At 47.3% G+C, this 19,538-nt stretch carries 18 protein-coding genes and 3 pseudogenes; 18 read left to right on the top strand and 3 right to left on the bottom strand.

The window, feature by feature from the left end; genetic code table 11:
* Positions 1-154 precede the first annotated feature (154 nt).
* From ACXN9U_RS14240 to ACXN9U_RS14230, 3 genes are read left to right on the top strand one after another with little or no spacing between them, the layout of a single operon-like run.
* Positions 155-1,507 carry a glucose-6-phosphate isomerase gene (locus tag ACXN9U_RS14240; RefSeq protein WP_014472188.1) on the top strand — a complete coding sequence of 451 codons (1,353 nt, stop codon included), beginning with the start codon at positions 155-157 and terminating at the stop codon, positions 1,505-1,507.
* Between the two features lie 18 nt (positions 1,508-1,525).
* Complete coding sequence (locus ACXN9U_RS14235) at positions 1,526-1,924, top strand: transporter (RefSeq protein WP_489201807.1); 399 nt, start codon at positions 1,526-1,528, stop codon at positions 1,922-1,924.
* 22 nt (positions 1,925-1,946) lie between these two features.
* Positions 1,947-2,351, top strand: a complete 405-nt coding sequence (locus ACXN9U_RS14230; protein ID WP_016938149.1) for a YugN-like family protein — start codon at positions 1,947-1,949, stop codon at positions 2,349-2,351.
* On the opposite strand, the gene ACXN9U_RS14225 is transcribed toward ACXN9U_RS14230, so the two are convergent.
* Positions 2,348-3,334 (bottom strand): potassium channel family protein, encoded by a 987-nt coding sequence (locus tag ACXN9U_RS14225; protein ID WP_060964444.1) that lies wholly within the window; start codon positions 3,332-3,334, stop codon positions 2,348-2,350. The two genes, ACXN9U_RS14230 and ACXN9U_RS14225, sit on opposite strands and share 4 nt — an antisense overlap.
* The gene (locus ACXN9U_RS14220) at positions 3,331-3,585 is read right to left on the bottom strand and encodes a protein mistic (protein WP_438420479.1); all 255 of its coding nucleotides are present in this window, start codon (positions 3,583-3,585) and stop codon (positions 3,331-3,333) included. Before ACXN9U_RS14220 ends, ACXN9U_RS14225 begins: the two co-directional genes overlap by 4 nt.
* A gap of 132 nt (positions 3,586-3,717) precedes the next feature.
* On the opposite strand from ACXN9U_RS14220, the gene ACXN9U_RS14215 reads away from it, so the two are divergent.
* From ACXN9U_RS14215 to ACXN9U_RS14185, 7 genes are all read left to right on the top strand, one after another.
* Complete coding sequence (locus ACXN9U_RS14215) at positions 3,718-3,981, top strand: YuzI family membrane protein (RefSeq protein WP_060964446.1); 264 nt, start codon at positions 3,718-3,720, stop codon at positions 3,979-3,981.
* Positions 3,982-4,027: 46 nt separating this feature from the next.
* A complete protein-coding gene (locus tag ACXN9U_RS14210; protein ID WP_007408641.1) occupies positions 4,028-4,705 on the top strand; it encodes a zinc metallopeptidase in 678 nt (225 codons plus the stop codon).
* A 42-nt stretch (positions 4,706-4,747) separates the two neighbouring features.
* Positions 4,748-6,037, top strand: a complete 1,290-nt coding sequence (locus tag ACXN9U_RS14205; RefSeq protein ID WP_060964447.1) for a hemolysin family protein — start codon at positions 4,748-4,750, stop codon at positions 6,035-6,037.
* A 90-nt stretch (positions 6,038-6,127) separates the two neighbouring features.
* Complete coding sequence (locus ACXN9U_RS14200; protein WP_489201806.1) at positions 6,128-7,786, top strand: glycoside hydrolase family 13 protein; 1,659 nt, start codon at positions 6,128-6,130, stop codon at positions 7,784-7,786.
* A 121-nt stretch (positions 7,787-7,907) separates the two neighbouring features.
* Positions 7,908-8,330, top strand: coding sequence for a secondary thiamine-phosphate synthase enzyme YjbQ (locus tag ACXN9U_RS14195; protein ID WP_060964449.1), 423 nt, complete (start codon positions 7,908-7,910; stop codon positions 8,328-8,330).
* Positions 8,323-9,354, top strand: a complete 1,032-nt coding sequence (locus ACXN9U_RS14190) for an NAD(P)H-dependent flavin oxidoreductase (RefSeq protein WP_060964450.1) — start codon at positions 8,323-8,325, stop codon at positions 9,352-9,354. Before ACXN9U_RS14195 ends, ACXN9U_RS14190 begins: the two co-directional genes overlap by 8 nt.
* Positions 9,355-9,379: 25 nt before the next feature.
* Positions 9,380-9,631: a hypothetical protein gene (locus ACXN9U_RS14185; protein ID WP_060964451.1), complete on the top strand. Its 252-nt coding sequence runs from the start codon at positions 9,380-9,382 to the stop codon at positions 9,629-9,631.
* 17 nt (positions 9,632-9,648) lie between these two features.
* Here ACXN9U_RS14185 and ACXN9U_RS14180 read toward each other — a convergent pair whose 3' ends face one another.
* Positions 9,649-10,386 (bottom strand): protein-glutamine gamma-glutamyltransferase, encoded by a 738-nt coding sequence (locus ACXN9U_RS14180; protein WP_060964452.1) that lies wholly within the window; start codon positions 10,384-10,386, stop codon positions 9,649-9,651.
* A gap of 142 nt (positions 10,387-10,528) precedes the next feature.
* On the opposite strand from ACXN9U_RS14180, the gene ACXN9U_RS14175 reads away from it, so the two are divergent.
* The 8 genes and pseudogenes from ACXN9U_RS14175 (at position 10,529) to ACXN9U_RS14140 (ending at position 19,512) form a co-directional block, all read left to right on the top strand.
* Positions 10,529-12,514: a methyl-accepting chemotaxis protein gene (locus ACXN9U_RS14175; RefSeq protein ID WP_489201805.1), complete on the top strand. Its 1,986-nt coding sequence runs from the start codon at positions 10,529-10,531 to the stop codon at positions 12,512-12,514.
* 274 nt (positions 12,515-12,788) lie between these two features.
* Positions 12,789-13,739 (top strand): annotated as a pseudogene (locus ACXN9U_RS14170) (HAMP domain-containing protein); the annotation flags it as partial.
* Positions 13,734-14,687, top strand: coding sequence for a methyl-accepting chemotaxis protein (locus ACXN9U_RS14165; protein ID WP_489202502.1), 954 nt, complete (start codon positions 13,734-13,736; stop codon positions 14,685-14,687). The pseudogene ACXN9U_RS14170 and the gene ACXN9U_RS14165, both read left to right, overlap by 6 nt.
* Before the next feature lie 127 nt (positions 14,688-14,814).
* A pseudogene (locus ACXN9U_RS14160) lies at positions 14,815-15,855 on the top strand (HAMP domain-containing protein); the annotation flags it as partial.
* Positions 15,850-16,800, top strand: a complete 951-nt coding sequence (locus ACXN9U_RS14155) for a methyl-accepting chemotaxis protein (protein WP_414826723.1) — start codon at positions 15,850-15,852, stop codon at positions 16,798-16,800. The pseudogene ACXN9U_RS14160 and the gene ACXN9U_RS14155, both read left to right, overlap by 6 nt.
* Before the next feature lie 19 nt (positions 16,801-16,819).
* Positions 16,820-17,956: pseudogene (locus ACXN9U_RS14150) on the top strand (HAMP domain-containing protein); the annotation flags it as partial.
* Positions 17,951-18,922: a methyl-accepting chemotaxis protein gene (locus ACXN9U_RS14145; protein WP_420913151.1), complete on the top strand. Its 972-nt coding sequence runs from the start codon at positions 17,951-17,953 to the stop codon at positions 18,920-18,922. The pseudogene ACXN9U_RS14150 and the gene ACXN9U_RS14145, both read left to right, overlap by 6 nt.
* Before the next feature lie 65 nt (positions 18,923-18,987).
* Entirely contained in the window at positions 18,988-19,512 is a 525-nt protein-coding gene (locus ACXN9U_RS14140; RefSeq protein ID WP_060964456.1) for a type 1 glutamine amidotransferase domain-containing protein, read from the top strand.
* Positions 19,513-19,538 lie beyond the last annotated feature (26 nt).

Genomic DNA, 19,538 nt, shown 5'->3' with positions numbered 1-19,538 from the left:
ATACCTATCTCAAAACCGATACATTGTAAGAAAAAATGAATGCATTTTTAACGCAAATCCCGTATCCGCCAAGCCTTCTTCATGACTTGATTTAGAAGTAGAGTTCATATAAAGTGGAAGAGAAAACAATTCACCGTGATGGAGGGACAAGCAAATGACGCATGTACGCTTTGATTACTCAAGAGCGTTACCTTTTTTCAATGAACATGAACTTACATACGCACGTGATTTCGTAAAAACGGCACATCATAATATCCACGAAAAAACAGGCGCCGGAAGCGACTTTTTAGGATGGGTGGACCTCCCTGAAAACTACGATAAAGAAGAATTTGCGCGCATTAAAAAAAGCGCTGAAAAAATCAAATCAGATTCAGACGTGCTTCTCGTCGTCGGAATCGGCGGTTCATACTTAGGCGCCCGAGCGGCGATTGAAGCGCTCAACCATTCTTTCTATAATGTTCTGCCGAAAGATAAACGCAAAAACCCTCAAGTCATCTTTATCGGCAACAATATCAGCTCAACTTATATGAAAGACGTTATGGATCTTTTGGAAGACGCTGATTTCTCTATCAATGTCATTTCAAAGTCAGGAACGACGACGGAACCTGCCATCGCTTTCCGGATTTTCCGCAAACTTCTTGAAGAAAAATACGGAAAAGAAGAAGCGAAAGCGCGGATTTACGCGACGACTGACAAAGAGCGCGGCGCTTTAAAAACGCTTTCTAACGAAGAAGGCTTCGAATCATTCGTTATTCCTGATGATGTCGGCGGACGTTTCTCCGTTCTGACTGCGGTGGGCCTTCTGCCGATTGCGGTAAGCGGGGCTGATATCGACGAAATGATGAAGGGCGCGCTTGATGCAAGCAAAGACTTTTCCAGCTCGGAATTAGAAGAGAATGCGGCTTACCAATATGCCGTCGTCCGCAACGTTCTGTACAATAAAGGCAGAACCATTGAAATGCTCATTAACTACGAGCCAGCCCTGCAGTACTTTGCAGAATGGTGGAAGCAGCTCTTCGGTGAAAGTGAAGGAAAAGACGAGAAAGGAATTTATCCTTCCTCCGCAAACTTCTCAACAGACCTTCACTCTCTCGGCCAATACGTGCAAGAAGGCAGACGAGATCTGTTTGAAACTGTATTAAACGTAGAAAAACCGAAGCATGAGCTGACAATTGAAGAAGCGGAAAATGATCTCGACGGCTTAAACTACTTAGCCGGCAAAACGGTCGATTTCGTCAATAAAAAAGCGTTCCAAGGTACGATGCTGGCCCATACAGACGGAAAAGTGCCGAACTTAATCGTCAACATTCCGGAGCTTAACGCATATACATTTGGATATCTCGTCTATTTCTTTGAAAAAGCGGTGGCAATGAGCGGTTATCTGCTCGGAGTCAACCCGTTTGATCAGCCGGGTGTTGAAGCCTACAAGGTGAACATGTTCGCGCTTCTCGGCAAACCGGGCTTTGAAGAGAAAAAAGCAGAGCTTGAAAAACGCCTTGAGAAATAAAAAGAATGGCTGGCCCGCATGACGGGTCAGCCTTTTTTAAACCGTGAAAGGTGTGATGATGAATTGACACGGCTCTTATGTAAGCATACCGTCATTTCCTTCTGTTCCGCTGCTATTGTCTTTTTTGCGCTGAACCCGTCCTCTGCTTCCCTCTTACAAACGATCATTTTTTTCGCTCTTCCCCTCGGCTTGTTTACGGATATGGTCCGGCTGAAACTGAAGGTGGGCTGGATGTATTCGCTCATTACGAAGTGCTGTCTGTATGCAGCCGTTTTCCTCATTTCGCCGGATGCCGCTCTCTCCGCAATTGTGACGTATGTTCTGATTGAATGCGCCGTTACCTCTTTTCAGCGTCTGTCTGCTGCTCCTGATTCTTTGCGGAAGCCGTATGAAGATATCGCAGACCGGGGACGCTAAAGACTAAAAGGAGCGTATGGACATGATCAGCATACCATCTTCACTTGAAGGACAGTCTTTTTTACTCCGCGAATTGGAACAGGTGCTGAAACCGATCGGTTATACCATCGGAGGCGGCTGGGAATATGACCGGGGATTCTTTGATTACAAAATTTCCGATCAGGACGGCTATTTGTTTCTCCGTATCCCTGTTGAAGCAAATAAAGGACGCCTTGATGAACGGGGAACGGCCGTTACAATCGGCACACCCTTTTTGCTGAGGCACGTCTATCAGCAGGAAACGGATGATGCAGCAGGCGGCGGAGTTTTTGAATCATTATTCAACCAATTCTCCGAGCCGAAACGCCGGGATGCGGCAATTGACCGCTCATATATAGATATCGGCATCTCGCTCGTGAAAGAGCTGGAAGATGTCCTGCTGCATTAAAGCGCCAAAAAAAGATCAGTGCTGAGCACCTGGTATGACAGGGGAGGGGTCAGCATCGGCCCCTCTTCTTTTTGTATGCCGATAATCGTTGTATTCCGTTTGAGATAATAGCGCGCACAATCATGATAAGAGGAGCCCTGTAATTCCTCGGGGACGGGAATGATGCGAACCTTTTTCTCCAGCGTCAGATCGGACAGCGTCTGCGGCTTGGCAAGCTGCATTTTGACCCGGTAATGCTCAAACATCACCCGGCTCGACAGGCGTGATGTGCACAGGATCTTATTGGCTCCTGCGCGTTCGGCGTTTTTGACATACCGTTCTGTTAAAATTTCCACGATACAATAAACGGACGGATGCAGCCCTTTGATGGCGAGAAGCGTTAATACCGACAGCATATCAGCTTCGGATTCATTTTTCTGCTGGTCTGCTGTCAGAATGACGGTATCGGCTTCCGTAATATTCGCTTTATTGAGCGTGCTGTCATCAGCGGCATGTCCGCGGATGAAATGGACATTTTCAATAAGCGGCCCTTCCCTTAATGAATCATCAATCAGGACGACAGTTTTTGACGGTGCGATGTGCTGCAGTTCTTTCAGCAGCATATGCGACTTCTCATTCCACCCGATAAGAATGACGTGCCCCTTGCCTTTAAAGGCGACCTTCCCTTCGATATAACGGTGCTGTTTGCTGAACACGGCTGAAGAAAGCGTAGCGAAATAGGCGGTCACAAAACTCGCTCCGCTTAATACAAGCACCATGCCGGCAATCTGCCCGAGCGGCGTCTGCGGAACATAATCGCCGTAACCGACCGTGGCTACCGTAATAACCGCCCACCAAACCCCTTCAAACACAGACGTGAATTGCTTCGGTTCAAGCATGTAAATCAATTGGCCGAACAATAAGATCAAGGCGATAATGATCAGTCCGATCCGGATATATAACGGCCATCTCAGCCAGGAAATAAAGATACGGTTTGATTTCATTCGGCCGGCTCCTCTTTCGAGAAAGAGATGGACAAAATCTGCTTAATAATTGTGTTTAATTTTTCATTCAGCTGTTCCTGCCCGTATGAGTCACGCGCCTGTCTGATTAAATCGGCCGTCTCATCCTCAAACTGAATGAGAGGCTCGTCGTTTTCCGATTCATTATAGAGCTGGATGAAGGCGTCAAGCCCCTCATTCATTCTGTCTATCGCATTGCTCAGCTGTTCTTTTTCGCCATTTGTCACTTTCATGATGGATCACACCTGTATCTTTTTTATACAGTATGTCCCAGTTCGTTTGATGTCTTTCAAAAATCAGCGAAAACATATTCACCTTCATTTTTTCATATGATAAAGAAAGCGGACCGAAAAAGGGTGAGTCAGATGACAGTCATTCGAAAACTGCTGGCGGCGCTGGCCGGAGCGCAGCTGCTCGCTTCAGCGGCCGTATTGCTTATTTTCGATTTAAATGGATATGATCATATGTCCGGCAGCTTTTCATGGCTCGCTTTCGCAAAAGGGACTGTCGGCACGTTTCCGTTTTATACCGCAATGGCCGGCTGTGTTCTGATTTTGCTCGGAGGATTGATTCCTGTCAGAAAAAAGAAGCGGATTTCTGTACAGGAAAGCGGGCAATCATTAAAATAATATATAAGCAGATCGTACGATATAAGAGAAAAAGGAAGAGGATAATATGCTGTTTGTCTTTTTAACAATTGCTGCATTGGGATTGTCGTTTTGGGCACAATTTAAAGTGAAAAGTAATTTTCAGAAATACTCAGACGTGGAAGCTTCCAGTCAGCGGACCGGGGCGGAAACGGCAAGACGGATTCTTGATATAAACGGTTTATATGATGTGCCGGTAGAACCGGTAAGAGGCACTTTAACAGACCATTACGACCCGACGGAGCGGGTGGTGCGTTTATCTGAGCCGGTCTATTACGGCCGCTCCATTTCCGCCATTTCCGTCGCTTCCCATGAAGTCGGACATGCTTTGCAGCACCAGGAATCTTACGGCGCGCTTGTGTTGAGGCACAAAATTTTTCCGGTCGTCAATTTTGCCTCCGGAGTCGCCCCTCTGCTTTTCTTGGGCGGAATGCTCCTTGGCAGCTTGAATTTAATCGGGCTCGGCATTATTTTGTTTTCTGCCGCTGTTTTTTTCCAGCTTGTCACACTGCCTGTCGAGTTTAATGCCAGCGCGAGGGCGAAGCGGATTATCGTGTCGGAAGGATTCATTCGCAACAGTGAAGAACACGGCGTGAATAAAGTGCTGAACGCCGCTGCGCTGACGTATGTGGCTGCGGCGCTCGTTTCATTATTCGAGCTGCTTCGTTTTGTGATGATTTTCTTAAATGGTCGTGATGAGAATTAACACGAAGGAGGTGGCCCCTTACCGTTTGCGGTAGGGGTTTTTTTGCTTATATTAAAACTGATTCTCATTTTGCTGTTAATCGGATTAACGGCCATCTTTGTCGCTGCGGAATTTGCGATTGTCAAAATCCGCGGTTCAAAAATTGCAGAGCTGGTTGAAACCGGTGACAGCCGGGCGCTTGCGGCGCACAGGGTGATTACAAATCTCGACGAGTATTTATCAGCGTGCCAGCTCGGCATTACGATTACGGCGCTCGGACTCGGCTGGCTCGGCGAACCGACAATTCAGCGGCTTCTTCATCCTGTTTTCAGTCTGATCGGAATGCCGTCATCCATTACGCACGTCGTCACGTTTATTGCGGCGTTTATCGCTGTTACGTATCTGCACGTCGTCATCGGCGAGCTTGCGCCGAAAACGATATCCATTCAAAAAGCTGAAGCCGTCAGTCTGTGGACGGCGAAACCGCTCATTCTCTTTTATAAAGTGATGTATCCGTTTATCAAGCTGTTAAACGGCTCAGCCGGATTTTTGGTCAAGCTGTTCGGATTTCATTCGGTGAAAGAACATGAAGTCGTGGTCAGTGAAGAGGAATTGCGGCTGATTTTGTCTGAAAGCTATAAAAAAGGTCAAATCAATCAATCCGAATTTCGTTACGTCAACAAAATATTTGAATTCGATAACCGTGTCGCCAGAGAAATCATGGTGCCGCGCACCGAAATCGCCGCCATCTCGCTCGAGCAGTCAGCTGATGAAGCTATGCACCTGATCATCAACGAGCGGTATACGCGATATCCGGTCATTAAGGAAGATAAAGACCACATTCTCGGCATTATTAACAACAAGGATTTATTTAAAGCGTATTTTCTCGGCCGCTCCATCGAGTTAAAAGAAATGATGCGTCCGGTCATCAGAGTCATTGAAAGCATCCCTGTCCAGGAGCTGTTAATCCGCATGCAGAAGGAGCGGATTCATATGGCGATTCTTGTTGACGAATACGGCGGTACGGCGGGACTTGTGACCGTCGAAGACATATTGGAGGAAATCGTCGGCGAAATCCGGGATGAATATGACCAGGACGAAATGCCCCACATCGTCAAAAAAGGCGAGCATCATTATGTGATGGACGGAAAAGCGCTGATAGAAGAGGTGAATGATCTTCTTGATATCGCGATCGAAAATGAAGACATAGACACGATTGCGGGCTGGCTCCTCACACAAAAAATGGAGCTGAAAAACGGTGATGTGTTTCATGCTGAAGGATGCGAATTCAAGGTGCTTGAAGCAGAAGACCACCATATCCGCTTTGTTGAAATTAAAAAAACCGATTTCTGAGCCTCCTGCTTTTGCAATGAGGCTTTTTTTGCGAAAAAAATGCTTCTTCATCCCGCTCCTTCATATGCTGTAGAGAAAGGAGTGAACGGTATGAAAACGGATTGGTGGAAAACGGCGTCCGTCTATCAAATTTATCCCCGCAGCTTTATGGATTCGAACGGGGACGGAATCGGCGACATAAACGGCATCAGAGCAAAGCTTCATTACATAAAAGAGTTGGGGGCTGATGTGATCTGGCTTTGCCCCGTTTTTGACTCGCCGGGCGCCGACAACGGCTACGATATTCGAAATTACAAACAAATCGCCGAAGAATTCGGGACGATGGAGGATTTTGACCGGCTCCTCGCGGATATCCATGCGCTCGGCATGAAGCTGATTATAGACCTCGTCGTCAACCATACGAGTGATGAACATCCTTGGTTTATCGAATCGCGCTCAGCGAAAGATTCCGAAAAACGGGACTGGTACATCTGGAGAGACGGAAAAAACGGCAAAGAGCCGAACAATTGGGAAAGCATTTTCGGCGGATCGGCGTGGGAATATGATCAAAAGACAAACCAGTATTACCTTCACCTGTTTGATAAAAAACAGCCTGATTTAAATTGGGAAAACGAAACGATGAGGCAGTCCGTTTATGAGATGATCCGCTGGTGGCTTGATAAAGGAATTGACGGCTTCCGGGTGGATGCCATTTCTCACATCAAGAAAAAAGAAGGGCTCCCTGACATGCCGAATCCGGACGGTCTCCCGTATGTCCCGTCCTTCCCGTATCATATGAATACAGAAGGCATTGTGGATCTCTTAAAAGAGCTGAAGCGGGAAACATTTTCACATTATCCGATCATGACGGTCGGCGAGGCGAACGGGGTGACGGCTTGGGAGGCGGCTGATTGGGCCGGTGAAGAAAACGGCGTCTTCCATATGATTTTTCAATTTGAACACCTCGGTCTTTGGGATACGGATGATGATCAAAGCATTTGCATCCCGGCGCTTAAGCGCGTTTTGTCCGAATGGCAGAACAGCCTTGAAGGAAAGGGCTGGAATGCGTTATTTATGGAAAATCACGACCAGCCCCGATCCGTTTCGGTATGGGGTGACGAACGGTTTTTGACAGAAAGCGCTAAGGCACTTGCCGCGATGTATATGCTGATGAAAGGCACGCCGTTTATTTACCAGGGACAGGAGCTCGGCATGACCAATGTTTCGTTCCCATCCATTGAAGATTACGACGACGTCACAATCAAACAGCTGTATGAAAAAGAGACGTCCCGCGGCGTTCCGCATGAAAAAGTGATGAAGACGATCTGGAAGAAGGGCCGGGATCATTCACGGACACCGATGCAATGGAGCGGGACGGCGAACGGCGGGTTTTCTGATGTTTCTCCGTGGCTCGGGGTGAATCCGAATCACACATGGCTGAATGCTGCATCGCAAATGAAGGATGAAACATCTGTATACCATTTCTACAAACGGCTGATCGCCCTCAGAAAAGAACATGACGTATTGATCAGCGGAACTTATGAATTGCTGCTTCCAAAAGACCGGCAGATTTATGCCTACCTAAGAAAAAACGGAACGGAAACCGCCCTGATCATCACCAATCTGTCTAAAACTCCCGCATTATACAGGCATCCCGGTTATCCGCTTGCTGCCGATGCGCTCGTGCTCGCAAACATGGAAACACAGATGCATCGGCATGTGACATCCTTCCTTTTAAAGCCTTATGAGGCCCGCGTATATATATGGTAAAAAACTTCAGTTTTTGGGCTGAAGTTTTTTATGATCTGCGTTTATCATCGCGATCCGACAGGAAAAGACAAATACAGAAACGAATATGGGAAAGGAAGAGAAAAAGAGAGGAGGCATTCATATGCTGAAACAATTGCAGATTCAAACAAACAGACGGGATGAAATGATCGACATCACACATGAAGCGGAAGCGTTTCTCCGCGAAACCGGCGTGAAAAACGGTTTGGCGCTCATATACTGTCCCCATACTACCGCCGGCATTACCATCAATGAAAATGCCGACCCGGATGTAAAAAGGGATATGCTCCGCAGGTTTGACGAAGTGTATCCGTGGGAGCACGAACTGGACCGGCATATGGAGGGAAATACGGCGGCACATATGAAGGCGAGTACAACGGGCGCATCCCAGCATGTCATCATAGAAGGCGGGCGCCTGATCCTCGGAACGTGGCAGGGCATTTATTTTTGCGAATTTGACGGTCCGAGAAACAGAACATGTTATATCAAAATCCACGCTGAAACGGAGGCATCCGCAAATGAGTGAGTGGATGGACGCCTTATCATTAACAAAGCCGGTCATTCAGGCGCCGATGGCCGGAGGGCTTGTCACGCCGCGCCTGGCTGCGGCGGTATCAAATGAAGGGGCGCTCGGAAGCCTCGCTTCAGGATACGTCAGCCCGCCGGCGCTTGAAAAACAGCTTATCGAGATGAAAGACCTGACCGACCGCTCCTTTCAAGTGAATCTGTTCGTCCCGGAAGAAAGGCAGATGCCTGAGGAGGAACTGATTGAACAATGGAAAGCGCGCATCCCAAGGGCAAAAGACGCCAAGCCGTTCTCCGATCTGAAAGAAGAGTGGAACGATTTTGAAGAAAAAGCGGACCTTCTGATCCGTTACGGGGTCAAAGCGTGCTCATTCACCTTCGGCCTGCCGCCGGAAGAAACGGCGGAAAAGCTGAAGAAAAACGGCTGCTTCCTGTTCGGCACGGCGACAACGCCGGAGGAGGCGAAGGCTTTTGAAGAGCGGGGAATGGACGCCGTTATCCTTCAAGGAATAGAAGCCGGGGGACATCGCGGATCGTTTCTGCCGGTTAAAGGAGAACCGGCTCTCGGTCTTATGGCGCTCATTCCGCAGGCAAAAGACGCGCTGAATATCCCGGTCATTGCGGCAGGCGGCATTTTTGACCGCCGCGGGGTGCAGGCGGCCCGATGTTTAGGTGCGGACGGCGTTCAAGTCGGCACGCCGTTTCTCCTTTGTGAAGAAAGCAGCGCTTCACCGGCATATCAAAAAGCCATTGCCGAATCAAAAGGAGCCGACACACGGCTGACCACCTTGTTTTCGGGAAAACAGGCGCGCGGAATCGTGAATCAGTTCATGAAAACATATGAAGCTGACGAGGGGAATACGCTGCCTTATCCGCTGCATAATACGCTCACAAAGCCGATGCGCGGGCATGCGGCTCAATCGGGAGATGCGGAGTACATGTCTTTATGGGCGGGCCAGTCCGCCGCGAAACTTGAAGGGCCGACAGATGTGAAAGCTGTTTTGGACCGCTTGTGCCGATCATAATCAAGATGCTGTGAGGTGATGGAAGATGAAGATTCTTCAAATGTCCTATAAAAAAAGAGGAAATATTGAGTTTGTTTTTGAAGATTTTCCGCATTCCAAAGTCACCATGGCGCCGATTAAAGGGTATTACTTTGTCCGGGCCATTAAATGGAGCAGATGGGACAGAGCCGTCACCCGCCATGATTTAGAGAAGTTTGAATGGGCGGCAAACCAAGCGCTCGGCACGACGGCTTTTTACCGAAAAAGAAAAGCATTTCACATCCCATCGTCACATTGACAGACGATGGGATTGTTTTAATGCATCATCTGATAAAGCGCGGGCGCATCAAGCCTTGTCGCCTGAGAAAGCAGATAAGCTGACTGCACGGCATCTCTTTTTCTTAAAGAATTCAATTTCTGGATAATCTGTTCAGCGGTCAGAATCCCGAGACCGTGGGCGAAATATCGGTCATTCCCCATCACAATGACATTTTCTCCCCGCCACTGGGCCTTTGCAGGATTAAAATCAGGATTTTTAAAATATAAACAATCTCCCCTTAAAAAGTGGCTGCCGGTTTCCGTGTAGATCGGCAGATGCTCATAGTGCCAGTCATACAAAGTAATATCCGGGAAACGGCGGTCAAACCGCTCTTCACCGATTGTCTTTAAAACGGCCAGATAATAAATCACAACAATGGCCGTCGCGCATTCAAATGCATAAAACGCCCCGTTTTCAACAATATCCCGAATCGCTTTTGAAGCGGGAATTCTGTACTTCAGCTCCAGGGCTCCTTCCGGCGTCAGTCTCCAATAAGCCGTATTTCCGTATGTTTTGGCGAACGTTGCAAATTTTGCGCCTGATCCGTGCAGTTCTCTTGCGGCTTCCACAATATGGCGCCGCACCCGTGCTTCAAACATCAGTTCAGCAATCGATCCGTAATCAAATTGTACGGGAGAATGGGTCAGTTCATTTAGATACGGAACAAGGCTTTCTTCCGTTTGCCAATTAGCAATGTCCTGGGGCCGAAGCACTTGGCCGGAAATGATAATCATCTGCCGCCCCCCCTATCTTTTTTTATAAGATATGCAGGAAGCTTGGGCAATGAAAATCAAGTCATGAAAAAGGAGGAAATGTTAACAAAATGTGAAAATTGAGCCGATATATAAGGTATCACACATGAAGGAGCAGCTTAATATGAAAAAATTCATCAATTGGTGCACGAAGGCTTCGATTTCACGTAAATTAATCATTTCATTTATCTTGATCTTAATCATACCGATTCTCGTGTTACAATTCAGTTCGTACCATACGGCGAGCAATTCGCTGGATGATCAGATTTCAGGCAACGCGAAAAACAACATCGAATCTTTTAACACAACGATTACAAATGATATCGGCGCAAAAGCAAAGGCGATTGAATTTTTTAGTGAAACCTTAAAAGGGTCATCATTCTCAAAGAAAAACATGTCCGCTCTTAAAGAAAAGTTCGGGCAATACACGTCTATTCATAAGGACGTAGCCCGCATTTACGGAGGAACGGAAGACGGCAGCTACACACAGGCGCCGAAGGAAAATACTCCGGCTGATTACGATCCGAGAACACGCCCATGGTATAAAGACGCTGTAAAGGCCGGCGGCACGCTCGTTGTCACCGACCCTTACACCGCAGCAAGCGACGGCAGCATGGTCGTCACCGTGGCAAAGCAGATGCAGGACGGAACAGGAGTAGTGGCCATGGATATTACGATTGACCAGCTGCTGAAGCGAATGCAGGGAATCAAAATCGGCCAAAAAGGCTTCATGTTTATTACATCTAAAAATAAAACCTATGTCGCGCATAAAGACCACAAACCGGGCGATAAAGTCTCAACCCCGTGGCTGAATGAGGTATACAGCAAAGAAAGCGGAATGATTTCATACAAGCTTGGTGATGAAAATAAAAAAATGGCGTTTACGACAAATAAACTGACCGGCTGGAAAATAGAGGGGAGCATGGAGCTCACCGAAATTAAAGACGCCTCACAACCGGTGCTGACGATGGGAATGATCGTCCTTGCAGCATCCATTATCATCGGAGGAATTTTAATTCTGTTTATTGTCAGATCCATTACAACACCGCTGAAACGCCTTGTCCGCTCGTCTAAACAAATCAGCGGCGGAGACCTGACTGAAACCATTGAGATCCGCTCGAAAGATGAACTGGGCGAACTGGGTGCAAGCTTTAATGAAATGGGAGAATCTCTGCGCGGACTGATCAGCGCGATCCAAAACTCAGTCGACAACGTGGCCGCGTCATCAGAAGAGCTGACCGCTTCAGCTTCGCAGACAAGCAAAGCGACGGAGCATATTACGATGGCGATTGAGCAGTTTTCAAACGGAAACGAAGAGCAGAGTGAAAAAGTCGATTCAAGCTCAGCCAAGCTGAATCATATAAATGACGGGCTCACCGCCGTTTCCCGCACATCATCATCCATTACGGAAGCATCTAAACAATCGAAGGAAGCTGCCGGGACCGGGGAAGAATATGTGCAGCAAACTGTCGGGCAGATGAATCTCATCAATCAATCCGTCCAGCAGGCGGAAGCTGTTGTAAAAGGTCTTGAGGCCAAATCAAAAGACATCGCTCATATTTTAAGAGTCATCAACGGCATTGCCGATCAGACAAACCTGCTTGCGTTAAATGCAGCCATTGAAGCGGCAAGAGCCGGTGAATACGGGCGGGGCTTCTCAGTGGTAGCCGAAGAAGTGAGAAAGCTTGCCGTCCAATCCGCCGGTTCTGCAAAAGAGATTGAAAAACTCATTCAGGAAATCACGGCTGAAATTAATACGTCGCTTCATATGTTTACATCCGTTAATGAAGAAGTGCAATCAGGACTTGCGGTGACGGACCGAACGAAAGAAAGCTTCCAGAATATCTTCGGCATGACAAACGACATCGCCGAGAAGCTGCAATCCATGAACGGAACGGTTGAACAGCTGTCAGACAGCTCTCAGCATGTCTCAGCCGCGGTAACCGATATTGCGGACGTATCACGGGAAAGCGCAGCAAGCATTCAGGATATTGCCGCATCCGCAGAAGAACAGCTTGCATCTATGGAAGAAATCAGCACATCCGCCGACACTTTGGCGCAAATGGCCGAAGAACTGCGGGAATTAACGAAACAATTTAAAATCAACTAGTAAAAAAGGACGCTTTCCGGATGGGAGGCGTCTTTTTTTATGGCTGCACCGGGAAAATTAAATAAAAAGTCTTACCTGTAAAAAGAGTATATAGAACTATTTTTCATTTATGACTAAATTTTCAATGTAATAAAAAGGGAGATTGCCGATATAAACAGTAAATGATTGAAAGAGGTTTACAAAATTGAAAAAAACAGCAAAAAACATCGCAAAAAAATCAATAGCCAGAAAACTCATCATTTCATTTTTACTGATCTTAATCATTCCGGTAGCAGTGCTGGCTGCCAGCGCCTATCGTTCGGCTGCCTCATCCGTTGAAAATCAAATGATGGAAAGCGCCGAAGGGAATGTGCAAATCTTAAACAATATGATTGATGACCGGATCGGGACGTTTACAAAAAGCTCAGCATATTTCAGCGAATGGGCGACAAGCGCAAAATTTAAAGAAAAAAACCAAACGGAAATGAAAGAAAAATTCAAGCAGTTCATAGAAAGCAATGATAAAGCTGCCGCTGTATTTTCAAGCAGCAAGGAAGGCGCGTTTACCCGTTATCCGCATGCTGATATGCCGGCCGACTTCAATCCGCTTGATAGAAGCTGGTATCAGGAAGCCATGGAGAATAAAGGCCAAACCATCATCACGGACCCTTATGAGTCCATCTCAAACAAAAAGATGGTCGTCACCATGGCGCGCGCGGCGCAAGACGGATCAGGCGTCGTCGCCATTGATATTAAAATCGACGATCTCATTACGATGACAAAAGAAGTCAATATCGGAAAAGAAGGATACGCCTTTATCCTCAGCAAAAATAAAAAAGCCGTTGCCTACAGTGATGAAAAAGCCGGCGCGGCGGTATCAGGAAAATGGGTTGATACATTATACAGCGGGCAAAAAGGCGACTTTGAATATACACTGGACGGGAAAGCGAAAAAAATGGCATACGTGACCAATGAAGCGACAGGATGGAAGATCAGCGGAACCATGTCCGTTGATGAAATCAAGGATGCGGCAAGACCGGTTTTGATCACAGCCATTATCATTTTGGCCATAGCGGTTGCCGCAGGAATGGTTTTCATTTATTTTGTCATCCGCTCTATTACAAAACCGTTAAAACGTCTCGCAGCGTCAGCGGAAAAAATCAGAAGCGGAGATCTGACGGAAACCATTCAAGTCAGCTCTCAAGATGAGCTTGGCGTGCTCAGTAAAAGTTTTAATCATATGACAGATTCACTCCGGACGCTTATTCAGGGAATTCAGGACTCTGTTGAACATGTCGCTTCCTCCTCAGAGGAGCTGACGGCTTCCGCCGAGCAGACGAGCAAAGCAACGGAACATATCACCCTTGCGATTGAACAGTTTTCTAATGGTACGGAAGACCAAAGTGGAAGCATTGAAAAAGCGACAGCCCAAGTGAATGACATGAAAGACGGGCTCAGCGATCTGGCGGAAGCGGCAGCCGTTGTGACGGAAACTTCTATTGAATCGGCGGAGATATCCGGTGCCGGAGAGCGGCTTGTTAAGAAAACAGCAGGCCAGATGGACACCATTGACCAATCCGTAAGTAAAGCGGAACAAGTCGTAAAAGGGCTTGAGCTCAAATCGCAGGACATCACCAGCATTTTGCGCGTCATTAACGGCATTGCCGATCAAACGAATCTTCTCGCTTTAAATGCAGCCATTGAAGCGGCAAGAGCGGGAGAATACGGACGCGGTTTTTCAGTCGTTGCCGAAGAAGTGAGAAAGCTTGCCGTCCAATCAGCCGATTCAGCAAAAGAAATCGAAACCTTAATCCATGAAATCGTTAAAGAAATTCATACATCGCTTGGAATGCTGGAATCCGTCAATCACGAGGTGAAAAGCGGACTTCAGCTGACGGACGAAACGGAAAAAAGCTTCCGGGACATTTCCGTCAAAACAAATCAGATTGCCGGTGAACTGCAAAATATGAATGCAACCGTAGAACAGCTTTCCGCCGGATCTCAGGAAGTATCGAACGCTTCAGAGGATATCGCGGCCGTCTCCAGACAAAGCGCGGCCGGCATTCAGGACATTGCGGCTTCTGCTGAAGAGCAGCTCGCCTCTATGGAAGAGATCAGTTCATCCGCCGTCACGCTGGAAAAAATGGCGGAAGAATTACGCGAGCTGACAAAACGCTTTAAAATAAGTTTTTAATTAAGTCTAAAAGACTACTTTTTCAATAGGTAAAAAGTATGTTTTGTTATATTTCTTCTTTTTGGGTATGTATATTTACCCATAATCGCCGATATGAAGGGTAAACACGTAAGAGGAGATATAGCAGATGAAAAAAATAATGCAAATCATCAAGCAGAGATCGCTTACAAGAAAACTGCTCATTTCTTTTTTGACCATTCTTATCCTGCCGATTTCAACGCTGGCTTTTATCGCATATCAGTCGGCGGTAAGCACGCTTGACAGCCAGATGATGGGAAGCGCATTAGATAATGTGCAGCAGATTAATAATATGATCAATACCAGCATCAGCCAGAAGGAAGACGGAACCGCATATTTCAGCGATTGGCTCACCAAGGATCGGTACAAGCCGAAAAACCAATCGCAAATTATGGATAAATTCACAGAGTATTTGAAAATCAATAAAGATGTGGAATCCATCTATACGAGTGACACGGAAGGCCATTTCACACGGTATCCCGATGTGCAGATGCCTAAAGGATATAATCCCCTTGAAAGAGACTGGTATAAAAAAGCCGTGGAAAACAAGGGGAAAGTTGTTGTAACAGATCCTTACCGCACGGCTTCCACTAATACGATGGTCGTGACGATCGCTCAGCAGACGAAAGACGGCTCAGGGGTCATCGCCATCAATATGAAAATCGAAGAGCTTCTGAAAACGACAAAGAAAGTGAGCATCGGAAAATCCGGCTACGCTTTTATCCTGACGAAAGACAAAAAAGTGGTCGCCCACCCGAACCGCACGTCAGGCACAGCATTAGACGGGGATTGGGCTGAACAGCTGTACAGCAGCAAAAAAGGTGATTTTCAATACAAATACGACGGCCAGGAAAAGAAAATGGCTTATGATACGAACGGGCTGACAGGCTGGAAAATCGGCGGAACGATGTATCAGGACGAAATTCATGAAGCGGCGCTGCCGATCCTTCATCTGTCCCTGCTCGTTCTGGTGATAGCAATTGTCATCGGAACCATCGTCATGGTGCTGATTATCCGTTCAATCACAAAACCGCTCAAACAGCTTGTGACATCATCGAAACAGATCAGTGAAGGCGATTTAACCGAAACGATCGAGATTCAGTCAAAAGACGAATTAGGCGAGCTTGGCAAGAGCTTTAACAATATGGCAGCTTCACTTCGGTCTTTGATCCATGCCATTCAGGATTCCGTGAATAACGTCGCGTCTTCTTCAGAGGAGCTGACGGCTTCAGCGGAGCAGACAAGCAAGGCAACCGAACATATCACACTGGCAATCGAACAATTTTCTAACGGAAATGAAAGCCAAAGTGAAAAAATTGAAAGCGCCGCGGAACATATTTACCAAATGAACAGCGGACTCAAAGATATGGCGAAAGCATCTGCCGTCATTACCGAATCCTCCGTCACATCAGCGGAAGTCGCCAATTCAGGCGGAAAGCTCGTCCACCAGACGGTCGGTCAAATGAACGTCATTGACCGGTCAGTGAAAGAAGCTGAACAAGTGGTGCGCGGGCTTGAAACAAAATCAAAAGACATTACAAACATTCTCCGTGTCATTAACGGAATCGCCGATCAGACAAATCTTCTTGCGCTGAACGCCGCAATTGAAGCCGCGCGTGCCGGTGAATACGGCCGGGGCTTCTCCGTCGTCGCAGAAGAAGTGAGAAAACTTGCGGTGCAGTCTGCCGATTCAGCGAAAGAAATCGAAAGCTTAATTATAGAAATCGTCAACGAAATCAATACATCTCTTGGCATGTTCCAATCCGTCAACAAAGAGGTGGAGAGCGGGCTGGATATTACGAATCAGACCGAAACGAGCTTCAGGCGGATTTCGGAAATGACGAACCAGATCGCCGGAGAAATTCAAAACATGAATGCGACAGTAGAACAGCTGACAGCCGGTTCGCAGCAGATTTCAGGAGCTTCTGAGCAAATCGCGTCCATCGCAAAAGAAAGTTCAGCCAGCATTCAGGATATCGCGGCCTCCGCCGAAGAACAGCTGGCTTCCATGGAAGAAATCAGTTCGTCTTCAGAAACGTTATCCCAGATGGCGGAAGAATTACGTGATATGACGAAACAATTTAAAATAGAATAATAGGTCATAGAACACCCAAATGTGCTGTTTGGGTGTTTTTTTTAGTTTTTTTAATAAATCTTTTATCCTAGCTGTCGATAATAAATTTAGCTTTTCAAAGAAGGAGACGAAAAAAATGAAACAACTGATACATTGGATCAAACAGCCATCCATCAGCAAGCCGCTTATCACGGCATTTTTAGCCGTATTGGTGCTTCCGGTCGGCATACTTGCCTACTTCAGCTACCAAACGGCAGGGAGTACATTAGAAAACGAACTGACCCGGAGCGCTCAAGGAAATGTCAGCGAACTGAACAGCGTGCTGGAAAACATGCTCAAAGGCAAGCTGAAAGCACTTGACTATTACAGTGAATCAATCACAAAGGAAAAAATGAACAAAAAAAATAAATCCGACCTGCTTGAAAATATGAAGCAGTATGTCACCGTAAATGACGATATCACATCAATGTATGCCGCGTCCGCCGACAAAGCGTTTGTGAAATATCCGTCCGCTGACGTGCCGTCCGATTTCAATCCGCTCACGCGCGAGTGGTATACAAAAGCGGTAGAAAAAAGCGGACAGCCGGTGTTTACCGATCCTTATAAGGACGCTGCAACCGGACAAACGGTCGTTACGATTGCCCAGCAGACAAAAGACGGCTCAGGCGTTGTAGCGCTGGATATTAAACTGGGCGACCTTTTGAACGCTTCCGAACGCGTACAGATCGGTCATAAAGGATTTGCTTTCATTACAACGGGAGATAAAAAATACATTGCCCATCCGACCATCAAAGCGGGAACGGAAGGCTCCGGAGAGTGGACGAAAGAAGTATTTTCTAAATCAAGCGGATCGTTTGAATACACGTTTGAAGGACAGCAAAAGAAAATGGCCTTCACGACAAATAAACTGACGGGCTGGAAAATCGCCGGCACATTCTTTGTCAGTGAGATACATGACGCAGCCGCGCCTGTCATGGAAATGGCGCTGATCATTCTTGCGGTTTCTCTTATCGTCGGCGGGATTTTAATCTTCTTTATCGTTCGCTCGATTTCAAAACCGCTCAAAAAACTTGTCTCGACATCAGCTAAAATCAGTGACGGCGATTTAACCGAAGTTATTAACATCAGGTCGAAAAATGAATTCGGTCAGCTCAGTCAAAGTTTCAATGAGATGTCGGCATCACTCAGGTCTGTCATCGGTGTCATTCAATCATCCGTCGAACATGTCGCTTCTTCATCCGAAGAGCTGACGGCATCTGCCGGTCAGACAAGCAAGGCGACCGAGCATATCACACTGGCGATTGAGCAATTCTCAAACGGAAACGAATTACAAAGCGAGAAATTGGAAGAAAGTGCTGATCACCTGTCCCAAATGAATACGGGCATTGCTGAGACGGCGAATGTATCGGCGGAAATTACCGAATCGGCCATTCAAACCTCTGATACGGCCGGAAGCGGAGAAAAATTAGTGGCGAAAACGGTCGGCCAGATGAAAACAATTGATCGTTCCGTACAGCAGGCGGAAGCGGTCGTAAAAGGGCTGGAAACGAAGTCGCATGACATTAAGAGCATTCTGAACGTCATTAACGGCATTGCCGATCAAACAAACCTGCTTGCTCTAAACGCGGCTATCGAAGCGGCCAGAGCCGGCGAATACGGGCGCGGTTTCTCCGTCGTTGCGGAAGAAGTGAGAAAGCTTGCCGTACAATCAGCCGACTCCGCCAAGGAAATCGAAACGCTGATTCAGGAAATCGTCAAAGAAATCGCCACATCGCTTTCTGTATTCCAAGCGGTGAATCAAGACGTGAAAGAAGGCCTCGATATTACGGACCAAACGGCCGAAAGCTTCAAAAAAATCTCGGGAATGACGACTCAGATTTCAGGCGCTTTGCAGCATATGAACGGAACGCTTGAGCAGCTTGCGGCCGGGTCGCAAAACGTGACAAACGCGGTGGAGCACATTACCTCAGTCGCCAAAGAAGGGTCCGCCGGCATTCAAGACATCGCCGCGTCAGCCGAAGAGCAACTGGCCTCCATGGAAGAAATCAGTTCCTCTGCTGAAACGCTTGCGAACATGGCCGAAGAACTGCAGCAGGTCACACGGAAATTTACGATTCAGTCTGAAGACGAAGAACAGCTGTAACGAGCTGTTTCTTTTCCTCAGCTGAAAAAAGCGATACACTTGAAAAAAAGAAGGGAGTGGCAGTGATGAGATTAGAAGGCAAGAAAGTCATAGCGCTTGTCAGTGACGACTTTGAAGACTTAGAGCTTTGGTATCCCGTCTACCGGATGAGGGAGGAAGGCGCGATCGTCCATTTAATAGGAGAAGAAGCCGGCCGTTCATACAAAGGAAAATACGGCGTGCCCGCGACGGCGGATTACGATTTTAAGAGCCTGATTATTCAGGAGTATGATGCCGTGCTCGTGCCTGGCGGCTGGGCTCCTGACAAACTGAGAAGATATCCGGAAGTTTTGGACATCATCCGTACGATGAACGAGCAGAAAAAGCCGATCGGCCAGATCTGCCACGCAGGCTGGGTGCTCATATCTGCCGGAATTCTCGCAGGAAAAAAAGTAACGAGCACGCCCGGCATCAAAGACGACATGACAAATGCCGGGGCACAGTGGCTGGATGAAGCTGTCGTAACTGACGGCCATATTGTATCAAGCCGCCGCCCGCCCGACCTTCCGCACTATGCAAAAGCGTTCGCTGACCTGTTAGCGTCCAAATAAAAAACATCCGCCCGAAACCCGGGCGG

It is taken from the genome of Bacillus sp. BACIII (assembly GCF_057836745.1).
This window is presented reverse-complemented; position numbering and strand designations above follow the sequence as displayed.